The 12483-nt window shown below is 48.3% G+C and carries 10 protein-coding genes; all 10 read left to right on the top strand.

The window, feature by feature from the left end:
* The first annotated feature begins 34 nt into the window (after window positions 1-34).
* Window positions 35-979 carry a glycosyltransferase family 2 protein gene (locus F3J40_RS15710; protein WP_167016051.1) on the top strand — a complete coding sequence of 315 codons (945 nt, stop codon included), beginning with the start codon at window positions 35-37 and terminating at the stop codon, window positions 977-979.
* A 66-nt stretch (window positions 980-1045) separates the two neighbouring features.
* Window positions 1046-2287, top strand: a complete 1242-nt coding sequence (locus F3J40_RS15705; RefSeq protein ID WP_167016049.1) for an O-antigen ligase family protein — start codon at window positions 1046-1048, stop codon at window positions 2285-2287.
* Window positions 2287-3687, top strand: a complete 1401-nt coding sequence (locus tag F3J40_RS15700) for a group 1 glycosyl transferase (RefSeq protein ID WP_167016047.1) — start codon at window positions 2287-2289, stop codon at window positions 3685-3687. Before F3J40_RS15705 ends, F3J40_RS15700 begins: the two co-directional genes overlap by 1 nt.
* A gap of 184 nt (window positions 3688-3871) precedes the next feature.
* Window positions 3872-4327 carry a sugar 3,4-ketoisomerase gene (locus tag F3J40_RS15695; RefSeq protein ID WP_083482075.1) on the top strand — a complete coding sequence of 152 codons (456 nt, stop codon included), beginning with the start codon at window positions 3872-3874 and terminating at the stop codon, window positions 4325-4327.
* Window positions 4317-4874: a GNAT family N-acetyltransferase gene (locus tag F3J40_RS15690; protein WP_167016044.1), complete on the top strand. Its 558-nt coding sequence runs from the start codon at window positions 4317-4319 to the stop codon at window positions 4872-4874. Before F3J40_RS15695 ends, F3J40_RS15690 begins: the two co-directional genes overlap by 11 nt.
* Window positions 4875-5978, top strand: a complete 1104-nt coding sequence (locus F3J40_RS15685; RefSeq protein ID WP_167016042.1) for a DegT/DnrJ/EryC1/StrS family aminotransferase — start codon at window positions 4875-4877, stop codon at window positions 5976-5978. It abuts the gene before it with no gap.
* 145 nt (window positions 5979-6123) lie between these two features.
* Entirely contained in the window at window positions 6124-6768 is a 645-nt protein-coding gene (locus F3J40_RS15680; RefSeq protein ID WP_026042486.1) for a response regulator transcription factor, read from the top strand.
* A 75-nt stretch (window positions 6769-6843) separates the two neighbouring features.
* A complete protein-coding gene (locus F3J40_RS15675) occupies window positions 6844-8583 on the top strand; it encodes a hypothetical protein (protein ID WP_167016040.1) in 1740 nt (579 codons plus the stop codon).
* A gap of 250 nt (window positions 8584-8833) precedes the next feature.
* Window positions 8834-11032 carry a polysaccharide biosynthesis tyrosine autokinase gene (locus F3J40_RS15670; RefSeq protein ID WP_167016038.1) on the top strand — a complete coding sequence of 733 codons (2199 nt, stop codon included), beginning with the start codon at window positions 8834-8836 and terminating at the stop codon, window positions 11030-11032.
* A gap of 77 nt (window positions 11033-11109) precedes the next feature.
* Window positions 11110-12459, top strand: coding sequence for an oligosaccharide flippase family protein (locus F3J40_RS15665; protein WP_167016031.1), 1350 nt, complete (start codon window positions 11110-11112; stop codon window positions 12457-12459).
* The last annotated feature ends 24 nt before the right edge of the window (window positions 12460-12483 follow it).

Below are 12483 nucleotides of genomic sequence, written 5' to 3'. Positions count from 1 at the left end.
GGGGCTATCCTCACATTAATTAAAACAGGATGTCATGAAAAAAATTGATGTTATTTTAGCGGCCTATAATGGTGAAAAGTATATCCGGCAGCAGATTCAGTCGGTATTGATGAATTTTGACAGCTTGCCTGAGTATGACTGTCGTATTCTGATTTCGGATGACAGTTCCAGCGACAGTACAACGGCGATTGTTACCGGGCTTAGCGCGCACGATAGCCGCATTCAGTTGCTAGATAACAGTAAAAAAGGCGGCGTCAGGCAGAACTTTCACTACCTGATTCTGCATAGCGATGCGGACTATACGTTTTTCTGCGACCAGGACGATTTGTGGCTGCCAGGGAAGATGGCTATCTTCATGCAAACTTTCGCGCAGCACAACGATGAAGAACCGCTGTTGCTGCATTCTGATTTGTGTGTTGCGGACGGGCATTTATCCCCCATCCATCCTTCAATGTTCGTTTATCAGCACATTAATAAAAACCCTGACCTGGCAGCATTAATGGTCAGCAATTCTGTGACGGGCTGTGTGATGGCCTGTAACCGTGCACTGATGGAAAAAACCAAGGCGAGTCAGGTTGAACACTCCATTATGCATGACTGGTATATCGCACTGCTGGCTGTTGCAACCGGAAAAATCGCGTTTATCGACAATGCCTTGATTCTCTACCGTCAGCACGGCAATAACCAGGTTGGCGCTAAGGCATTTTCGCTTGGTGAGTTATTAAAGAGCAAAGCATGGCGCGCCAAACTGGCTACTGCCCGTCAGTCGATTGAGAAAACCCGCGATCAGGCTGCGCTGTTTTTAAATGACTTCTCTTCCGTCATGAAACCCGAAGATCGTCGCCTGATGCACGCCTACGTTGATTCTTTCAATGGTGGGGTGGGTGCCAGAGCAAAACTGTTCTTCTCCTCGGGTATTCGTAAAAACGGCTTGCTGCGTAATCTGTTTTTCTTCTGGCTATACGTCCTGAAACGGTGAAATTTCGCCTGAATGTTGAGCCTGTTAATAACAATGAGTGACGAGATAACATCGTAAGGTAGCGCTATGATCACCATCAATGAACCGAAGAAACTGGTTGCCAGGCTTGCCATCTATTTCATCATGGCGCGCAGTATTCTGTGTGTGCCGTTTATTGCCTTGCATTTAGCCTCTGATGGTAAGGCATTAGGGCGCTTTGCTAAGTTGGCCAGTATCCCGTTCTTGCTGGTTATTGCTTACGCTATTTTTTCACTCAACAACGGTAATGGCACCAAAGAAGTGGTGGGTCAGAGCCGTGATATGTTGCTGGCCTTCACCGTTTTTTGTTTCTTGTCTTCAATACCCACGAAGCTAGGTGCGGATGCTCTGGCCTACCGGGCCATCCGCAACGGTGCTGTTTTTATCGCACTGGCAAAGATCGGGGTGATTATTGCGGGTATTGTCACCGGGATGAACCCGTTGCTCATCGTAAAAATGATCTCAAAAATCTGGGACATTCAGTTGATGACCATGGGGGTGGATAACAGCTTTCTGACGCGCTTGCAGATCCCCATCGACTCCGCGACGCCTTTATTGATGTATGTCCTGTTCGCCGAGATGTTGTTAAAGCGACAAGGGCGTATTCGTAATACGCTTTATTTTATTCTGCTTTTAATCTCTTTGTTGCTGACCTTCTCCCGTTTCTTCTGGGGTATCGGCGTGTTGTTGATTGGCCTGAGTTTGCTGCTCAATGCCAACCTGCAAACCAAAATAAGTTGGCTGTTAGGTGGCGCGCTCCTGGGATATAGCCTTTACATGTTCACCCCCGCAGGGGACACGATAGACAAAGTTATCGAGACACGTATCGGTCAGCAAAATACCTCCTCAGACTCATTCCGCATCGTACAGACCCATGCGCTATGGAATGAAGTGGAGACCGCTCCGGTCCTGGGGCATGGCATTGGTTACTATATGCCGAGTTTGATTCGCGCCCAGGAGACGAAGTATCTGTATGAAAACCAGTCGCTTTCTATGATTGTTGCCTTGGGTTACTCCGGGGTTCTCATCTGGATGGGGGCGATACTGATGGTGATTTTTGGCCTCTGTTATAACAAGCCGGAATCGCGCTTTAAAAACGTGATGCTGACGCTGTTATTCTTCTCGATATGGGTGGCGGGTGGGTTCTTTAACCCGCTGTTGTGGGGCGCATCTGGCGGGGTCATCCTGTTCTTTGCCGCGCGGCACCACGCACTCACCGCCAACTTTGCCGGGGATGTAGCACCAGTACGTAAGCCGTTAATTATTCGCACCGCAAGGAGTGAGGCTTAATGAAGGCACTGTTGCAGGAGCTCAGGCAGCAGGTGCTGGCACAGCCAGATCTACGGCATATGCTGACGCTGGCTCGAGCCTACGGTGCGTTATGCCAGGCTGCTGACAGCGACATCTATGATGATGCGCCGCTGGAAAAAACGCTGATAGAGAAAGCCTGTGCACAGCTCATGCCGCCACAACCGGCCGCTGACCCTGGCGCTTGCCTGCACATTATCTCGGAAGCGTTCATTATTGGTGGACACACGCGTTTGATGGAAAAACTGGCGCAGATGCAGCCAGAAAAAGCCGACCTGCTGGTTACGCGTTCGATTGATGAGCAAGCCGCTGCACGCTGTGCCGCCGTTTTTCAGCAGGTCTATCAGTTGAACACCACCGATCCTGTTTCGCAGCTTCTACACATCAGCGAGCGGGTTGCGGGTTATCAGCGCGTAGTCTTGCACATTCACGCTGATGATATTGCAACCGTGGTGGCGGTGGGGCTGGTGAAAGCGACATTGCCGTTGCAGGTCTGGTTTGTGAATCATGCCGACCACGCTTTCACGTTCGGTAGCGCGATTGCAGACTTCTACTTCCAGCTAAGCAGCTTCGGCGCGCGGTTGGATAAGCAAAAACAGATTGCCGGGCAAACCTCATTTCTGGGTATCCCGGTCAATGACAGTGCCGTGGATACCGCACCAGAACGAACGCCGCTCACTGAAGCACTGCGCTTTGTCGCTTCAGGTTCGGCAATTAAATTCCGGCCTTTTCGCGGTGAAGATATTCGTCCTCTGATTCGGCAGATTTTGCAGCAGTGGCCGAAGGCGACATTTACCCTGATAGGGGCTAACCCGCGCAATAATTTCTGGTGGTGGGGGCTGAAACTGCGTTTTGGCCAACGACTGCAGTTGCGTAGATATATTCCCTATGAGCAGTACATGGCCTTTATGCAACAAACGGATTTCTTCATTGATAGTCATCCGTTTCCTGGTGGTACCGCCTTTGCTGAGCAGATCCTGGCTGGTCGACGCGGCATCGGGCTGATAGCAAAAGTGCAGGGTTATTCACCGGCAGATAAGCTGAAGCGGGCTTCGGTGGCTGAGGTTCTGGACACCATACACGATTATCAGGATGCGGGTATCATTGAGGAAATTATCGCCGTCAATGGCTACCAGGCTGTGAAAGAACGCTACCTTGCTTGTTTGTTTTCCAATAAAGCTGACCCGTTTAATATGGAAGAGCGGGTAGCCTGGCAAGGAGATACGACATTTCTGCGTGTCAGAAATGTTATTTTTACACCGTTGAATATGACGGCAATGAAAACACTGTTTTCATATAATAAGAAGATCGCATTGAAAGTATTTATGCGACTCTCTATTTTAAATAAAGCACATTTAATTAAGGTGTGGATAAAGGATTAACAGGGATAATTCAGGTAAATATATCCGTTGAGGATAATGGAAAACACCCCTATGGCTATACACATCAATCAAGTAAATGCATTCTTTTGGCAGTTTTTGACTACTCATTTTTTGGGTGTTTTTATACAACCTGTCTTTTAAAGACAGAGAATACTAAATCATAATCTCAAGAACTGAGACAAACATGAAACTATCAACTCCTCCTGTAAATGTGGATCTTGCTTCACTGCAGCAACGACATTCATTCATCGATCTGGTCCCTGTGATTGACAATCGCGGCAGTCTGGTGAGTCTCGAAGCGATGAAGCAAGTTCCGTTTGATATTAAGCGTATTTTTTATATTTTTCATAATACGGATGGTGAAAATCGCGGCTTCCATGCCCATCGCTCCGACCAGCAGTTTTTAATCTGCATGGCAGGAAAAGTGCTGGTGCGCTTATACGATGGCAAGTTTACCAATGAGTACTGGTTGGATCACCCTTCCAAAGGCTTGCTGGTGAAAAGCATGGTGTGGTTAGAGATGTATGAGTTCAGCCCCGATTGTTCTCTCGTAGTGCTGTCAAGTGAGCATTACAATGAGAAAGACTATATTCGTGATTATGACGCTTTCCTAGAGGGCGTGAGGTCAAATGAAGAGTAAAACGGGTAAAACAATTAAACTTCGCATGGTCGAAGTGAGTGATTATGCATTTATTCACTCTTTACGTGTTGCGCCGGAGAAAAATAAATTTCTCTCGGCCGTTGATGATAATCCTGAGTTACAAAAAGCTTGGCTGCAAAAGTATAAACAGCGCGAACAAAATGGTGAAGAGTTCTACTTCATTATTGAGCGCCTGGACAATCAGGAAATGGTAGGTACGATGCGTGCCTATGATGTTGATCCGGAGAGGATGTCGATCCGTTGTGGTAGTTGGATTTTGAATGATAATAAAACGCTGACTTCAGCAGTGGAAAGTATATTGCTGACGTGGGATTTCATGCGCGAGCATCACTTTAAGTACCTTATTGTGGATGCCCGAAAAGAGCATGTCTCAGCGTTGCGTTTTATCAGGAAGATTTCTCATCGTTATTATGGCGAAGATGAAACGAACTTCTTCTATGAAATTGATGTGGAAAAGTTTGCTGAAAGCTTCTATCAACCAAACCAACATTATGTTTCGCCTGAACTTGTGGATGGGGAAATTTGAATGATCCAGTTCTTAAGCCTGAAAAAAATTAATGCTAAATATGCTGACGAGTTAAAAGCGGCATGTGCCCGGGTCATCGATTCGGGATACTTCATCCTCGGACCTGAGCTGCAACGCTTTGAACAGGCCTTTGCCAGTTTTAGCCAGGCTAAGCACTGTATCGGATTAGGTAATGGGCTGGATGCCCTGACATTGATCCTGCGCGCCTGGAAACTTCAGGGCAAGATCAAAGACGGTGATGAGGTCATCATTCAGGCCAATGCCTATATTGCCTGCGTGCTGGCTATTACTGAGAACAACCTGGTGCCGGTTTTTGTTGAACCGGACGCGAATAATTTCAACCTTGATCCGGCCAAAATACGCACCGCGATCACGGAAAAAACCCGTGTCATCATGCCAGTGCACCTCTATGGTCGCCTGTGTGAGATGCCAGAGATTATGGCGATTGCCGCTGAAGCGAATTTGCTGGTATTAGAAGACGCTTCCCAGTCGCACGGTGCAACTTTGCAAGGTAAACCGGCCGGCAGCTGGGGCGATGCCACCGGCTTCAGCTTCTACCCAAGTAAAAATCTGGGTGCATTAGCGGATGCCGGGGCAGCCGTAACCAATGATGACGAGCTGGATAAAGCATTGCGCGCACTGCGCAATTACGGTTCGTTTGAACGTTACAATAATCTTTATCAGGGTGTGAATAGCCGCCTGGGTGAAATGCAGGCCGCTATCTTAAGTGTAAAACTCAATCACTTCTGGTCCGAAGTGGAATGTCGTCGTGAAGTCGCTGCACGTTATCTTGCTGGAATAACCAATCCGGCTATTAAGTTGCCGCAGTGGGAAGTGCGTGAGCAGCACACCTGGCATCTGTTTGTGGTACGTTGTAGCCAGCGCGAAGCGCTTCAGGCACACCTTGCGAACCACGGTGTGGAAAGTATTATCCATTACCCTAAACCGCCGTATAAGCAACAGGCCTATGAGAAGATGAATCATCTGAGTTTCGCGCTCAATGAACAACTCCACCGTGAAGTTTTGAGTATCCCGATTGACCCTTCAATGACTGACGAAGACGTTGAAACTGTGATAGAGGTTTGCAACAGCTTCTCGGCATAATGCGTTACGTTTTCAGCACCCGGGGTGATGTTTTTTTTAAATTTTCAATTTTTTACCGAATCATTCAATGTGTGGAATCCGGTGTAAGCCGTTCAAAAATATTACATCCAACATTGCTAAATGGAATTATTCGAGGGTACGCAGCATGCAGAAAGTTGTTGTAATGGACACGAATCCGATTGTTAGCCTGGCGATCACCGAATTGCTGGAAAATAACCGCTTTACCGATGTGACGCATATTAGTAACTTGTCCGAACTTAAAGCAGTGCTGGAAACGGAAGCCGTGGATGTGGTGATCATGGACCTGTTTGACGGTAATAGTTACCCGATCAATGGCCTGGATTTTATCAAGCAGCATCGCCCGCTGTTAGAAGAGCTGAAGCTTATCGTGTTTACCGACATTGACTGCTATTTCATCGTCAATGAGATCAGTAAATTCAAAAACGTGAATCTGATATCCAAACGTGAGTCGCTTTCTGAATTGCTGTTTGCTTTGTGCAAACGCGAAAGCAAAAAACCTTACCTCAGCCCCTTTATGAGCAAGTCTAAAGAGCTTAACTGGAAAAATCACCTTACCAGTACTGAGCTTCGTGTGCTTTACTTGTTGATAGACAACCAGACGCCGAACCAGATTTGTGAGACGCTGAACCTTCATTACAAGACAGTGCTGTTCCACAAATCCAATATCGCGCGCAAGGTGGGGGCACGTAACTCGCTGCAACTGGCGAAGATTTTAACGTCGTTCACCAATTACAACCGCCATGCACCTTACCGAACGGTAGGGTTTTGATGTCCACATCGTGAACCGACATCTGCGGTTGGCCCAGGGTAATGCTTTCATTTCAAACCATAAGGAAGCTTTACTATGACGTTATCTCGTAGAAAACTGTTCCGTTGGATTGTGCCCTCTGCAACGTTGGGGTGGCTGGTTCGAGGTCAGGTACAGGCAGCGCAACCGGTTCAGCCGGCTTTGCAAAATGCCGTGTATCGCGATGGCGAGCCGCACTTTCAACTGGCAGCCGATACTTCCACCGCCGCGGCGACTTACAGTCTCGGCACCACGTACAGTAGTGGGACGGTGGGAGCCAAGCTTAATCGCTTCGTAACAATCGAAGATTTTGCCGATACCAACTCAGCCAACGGCAACTGGGCTGTAGCGATCAAAAACGCCATCGACTATGCCAGAGTCAACGGCATTCGTAACGTTTACGGCGCTAACAGTTACACCATCAGCAGTACCATCGTGGTGGAGGGGCTCAGCAATAACGGCCTGAATATCTCTATAGGTCGACTTGTTGCCAGCAGTACCTGGCCAAAAAACACCACGCTCTGGGATGCCACACCGATGTTGTTAATTGGTGACACCGTGGCGAACATCACCGGGTTGAATTTAACCATTAACATGCTGGACGGTGCGGGTGTTGCAGATGGGATTCAGGCGACACAATACGGTTTTGCGCTCTCATCGATTCACATCGGTGATGCCCGTAACTGTGTGCGTGTCATCTCGAATGGTAATCAACAGTGGCCAAATGCATCGGTACAGGTGAGCGGCGATTTCTGGACCGCCAACTGGCTGGGCATTTACCTCTCGCGTGGCACCAAAGGTTCCAGCCCCATCAGTGAAGGCTGGAAAATCAACGTGAAGTTTATTGCGAACAACCGTTACGGCGGCATTCTGGCGCGTGGCGGATCGCAATATACCCAGATACGTGGCGACCATGATTACAACGGGCGCTATCTGTCGCTGCTACAGATTGATGCACTGGATGGCATCACGCGTGGCATGAAAATCACCAACGGCACCACGCAGGCGGAAGTGTTAGTCGCCTGGCAGGCGCAAGGGCAGTACTGGCTGGCTGTGATGGAGACCAAGGATGTCTCGGCGGGGAATGGCGGTAAGAGCAGTTACAGCGTCAACGATAAGTTGACCAGCCCGACCACCACCATCCGGCAACGTACCATCACCGCCGTGCAAACAGGCGGTGACAATGCTTCAGCCACCAACTACTTTGACGTGCTACACGATTTTGAAGGTGAACCGTTTGCCAAACTACAGGCAACCATGGGGTATTGCAGCGGCATCATTGGTTCACTGCAATTTACTTCCATGATCCTGATGCAGAATAGCTTCCAGGGGATTACCGATAACCTGCGTGGCTTAGGCGTAGCAAACTCAGGAACGGCACTCTCTTTATATAACCGGGCGGTCAGCGATACACCGTTTGCCAATATAACGTCCAGCTTTGTTAATTTCCAAAGCAAGTTATATATGCAGAACCGCTTGTATGAAGGAACCGGCGTGGCACAAACCGTGACACGTTCGACAAGTACTTATACAACCTTATTTACACTACAACCCACCGCAACCGATCGTTATCTGGGTGAGCAAAATCTTTATAAAGTGTACATAAAGACTAACTATCCCGGTGTGTGCGGTGAGTACCTGATCAGCGTCAGCGATAATACCTCGGATGCCTTGCAAGCCCATGCCGTCATCTCTAACGATGGGGTGTTTGTATGGAGAGTGAGTGGCAGTAATTTCCAGGTACGGCAGGAAGCCGCTGATTCCATTCAGTTCGTTGCCAATATTCTACGCGTTTAACGCCTAGATCGGCAGGCCTGGTCCTCGTTGCCAGGCCTGCCAGTTAAACCAGACCTACCAGCGTTTATTTTTCTGTCCGTCTCTTTTCAGGTTGTTGCAGGACTATAACCCTCCTGCCGCAGCGTGATTAATTTCGGCTATATATCCTGATTTTAGGGAAGGGTTCTGTTGGTTTTTAATTAATTATCTTCAACATTTAATTAATTAATAATCGAGTTAAATAACATCATCAGTTGATGCGGGATTAAGAATGTCAGATAAACACGATGCAATTTTAGCTAGCGCGGAGAATAACGCCAATAACCTCGATCTGGGGAAACTGTATGGTGCGATTCTTGACGATCGATGGATTGTCATTATCAGTGTGGTGATAATGATGATGGTAGGTACTGTCTATACCCTTTTTGCGACGCCTATCTATAGCTCCGATGCTATGGTTGCGGTGGAGAAAAATGCGGGGCAGTCTCTGCTGAACAATCTGTCGGAATATATTCCAACAGTACAACCAAAATCTGATGGTGAGATGAAGCTGCTCCAGTCAAAACTGGTGTTATTTAAAACGATTAACGAACTTAACCTTGATATCGAACATCAGGAATCTTTCTTCCCGGTGTTTGGTAAGGGTTGGGCGCGCCTCACGAACAAGCCAGCCAACACGATTGATATTACTAACCTCCAGGTACCGGACAAGCTGTTAGGCACCTGGCTGCAATTCAAAGCGGTCAGTGCTAACAGCTTCACCTTGAGCTACGACGGCAAAGAGTTGGTCAGTGGCGTGGTGGGTAAACCGGTCACCATGAACGGCACCACCATCACCGTGTATTCCATGCATGCGGCACCGGGTACGGAATATACCGTACGTAAACTGCCGATTCGTGATGCTTATGACCGCCTGGTTAACCGCCTGGACGTATCTGATGCAGGTATGGACACCGGGATGCTGGAGATGAAGCTGAAAGGTGAAGATCCGGCTAAAGACCGCGATATCCTCGACAGCATTGCCAGCAACTACGTGTTACAGAACGTTGAGCGCAAATCTCAGGAAGCTGCCAATAGCCTTGAATTCCTCAAGCAGCAGCTGCCGATGATCCGTAACCAGTTGGACACGTCAGAAGATAAGCTGAACCAGTATCGTCAGAAGAGTGACTCGGTTGACCTCAACATGGAAATTCACTCCGTGTTGGAAACCATGGTTAACCTCGATAACTCGCTGAACGAGCTGACCTTCAAAGAAGCCGAAATCTCTAAACTGTATACCCCAGAGCACCCGACTTACCGTGCGTTGCTGGAAAAACGTAAAGTACTGGAGACGGAAAAACAGAACCTGCTGAAGCGTATTAGCGAGCTGCCACAGACTCAGCAACAGATTGTTGGTCTGACGCGTAACGTTGACTCTGAGCAGGAAATCTTCATGCAGTTGCTGCGTAAACAGCAGGAGCTGGGTGTTGATAAAGCCAGTACCGTGGGTGATGTTCGTGTAATTGACTACGCGACTTCTGAAGTGGCACCAACCTTCCCTAAACTGGGCCTGGTGGTGACGTTAGCAGGTATTTTCGGCGCTGCAGCAGCCATTGCTTACATCGTCATGAAAACCCTGATTCGTCGTGGTATTGCCGGTTCACGTGAGCTGGAAGAGCAGGGCATTACCGTTTACGCCAACGTACCTCTGGCGATGGAAGCCCCACGCTTGCCTGTGCTCTCCCGCTTCCGTATCGCAGACAAGAAAGAGAAGTTGTCGCGGCGACGTGAAGTGCTGGCGTTGACCAGCCCAGACAGCCTGACGGTAGAATCACTGCGTAGTTTACGTACCAGCTTGCACTTTGCGATGCTGGAAGCGAAAAACAACATCCTGATGATTACCGGTGCTGTACCGATGGTCGGTAAGAGCTTTATCAGTGCTAACCTTGCTTCGGTCATTGGTTTGACTGGCCAGCGCATCCTGCTGATTGACGGTGATATGCGTCGTGGTTCACTGCATGAAACCTTTGGCTTTAGCTCACGAGTGGGTCTTTCCAACGTGCTGGGTGGTAAGAAAACCATTCAGGAAGTGATTCAGGTGACCCAGATCCCAAGCCTGCATGTCATTACACGTGGTCAGGCAATTCCTAACCCTGCGGAGATGCTGACCGGGAAAACCTTCAACAATATGCTGGCCTGGGCGAGTGAAAACTACGATCTGGTGATTGTCGATACCCCGCCAGTCCTCTCCGTTACTGATGCTTGTATTATTGGCCAGATTGCCGGTTCTTCACTGGTGGTTGCACGCTTCGAACTGAACACCGTGAAGGAAGTGGCGCTGAGTATTCAGCGTCTGGAGCAAACCGGTGTGAACGTGAAAGGCTGTATCCTCAACGCAATCGTACGTCGTGCTGCCAGTTACTACAGCTATAACTATAATTATGATGCTCTCAATACCTACGAGTACAAAATGGAATTGAATCAGGACTAAGCAGGGGTGTTTTTTCCCTTAATCGTTCCGACGCCAGCATTACGCGGCGTCGGAATGCACTGACTTCAGGTAGGACAATGAGAAAATATATCGATCGGTTATTTAGCAACGGCTTTTTTCGCAACATTTCATGGAACTTTCTCGGCTTCTTTTTGCCCGTAGTCGTTGCGATGGTGATGATTCCAGTGGTGATGAAACACATCGGCCTGGAACGTTTTGGTGTCCTGACCCTGATCATTGTCTTAATCGGCTCGTTAACGCTGTTTGATTTTGGCGTAACGCGCTCAATTACCCATTTTGTGACTAAATACAAGGAAGATGGCCAATATATTGAAATGCTGACGGTAATAAAAACCGGTTGGGTCATTATTACGGCAGCAATTTTAGTCATCTCCGCGTTGTTTTACTTTAGTCGTGACTGGATCTCCTGGCACTTCTTTAATGTTTCAAATCAAGAGATTCGTAATGAAGTGGCGGGAAGTATGGCCGTTATTGGTTTGTGCCTGCCCTTTGTTATCGCCCAGACGACCTTTGTTGGGGTCATGGAAGCCTTTGGCGCTTTCAAGAAAATCAGTATTGGTAAAGCACCATTTTCTATTTTGATGTATCTGATTCCGATGGGAATCTCGTTCTATAGCTCGAGCCTGTTCTTGATTACCCTGTCCCTGTGCTTACTGCGCACGGTGATGGCCGTGGTGTTCTTTATCATGATGCGCTCCGAGGTGAATAAAATCACTCGCGTATCATTATTCTCGGTGCCGGTGACGAAGTCGATTGCCGGAGAGCTGGTGAAGTACGGTGGTTGGATCTCCATCAGCAACATCATGGCACCGATCATGCTCTATATTGACCGTTTCTTTGTGGCAACCATTGTCGGTGCGGGGGTCTTTGCCTATTACACCACGCCTTATGAAGTAGTTTCTCGCGTGGCGATTGTCACAGTTAGCGTATGTGGCGTGTTGTTCCCGGTATTGGTCTCGAAAATTCACCGTGATGTGCGGGCGGCTAACAGTCATTTTAATAAAGCGATGCTGGGTATTTTCCTCGTGCTTATCGGTCCGACGATTATCGGGGCATTTATTTCCCACTGGTTCCTCTCCATCTGGATCAACCCAAACTTTGCCGATCATGCGTGGGTGATTTTCTCCCTGTTCCTGTTTGGTTATTTGGTTCATGGTCTGGTACAGCCGGCATTTATCTGGATTCAGGCCTGTGGGAAACCCTGGATTAACGTCGCTTGTCAGATTGTCGATTTGGTGTTGTATGTGATTTACCTGCCCTGGATGACCCATCACTACGGTATTTTCGGGGCGGCAGTGGCATGGAATATTCGCATGGCATTGAGCCTGGTGGTACTGCATACCATTCGCCTCTCTCTGTACCGGCGTGAACTGTCACGTAGTGAGACACTTTCCTTAGCCAGTTGATTTGCTTAATTTTTTAGTGATGGA

Origin of the sequence: Candidatus Pantoea multigeneris, assembly GCF_011752615.1 — a bacterium.
Classification (GTDB): Bacteria; Pseudomonadota; Gammaproteobacteria; order Enterobacterales; family Enterobacteriaceae; genus Pantoea; species Pantoea multigeneris.
The sequence above is the reverse complement of the archived record's forward strand: the minus strand, read 5'-3'. Positions and strand labels throughout refer to the sequence as shown.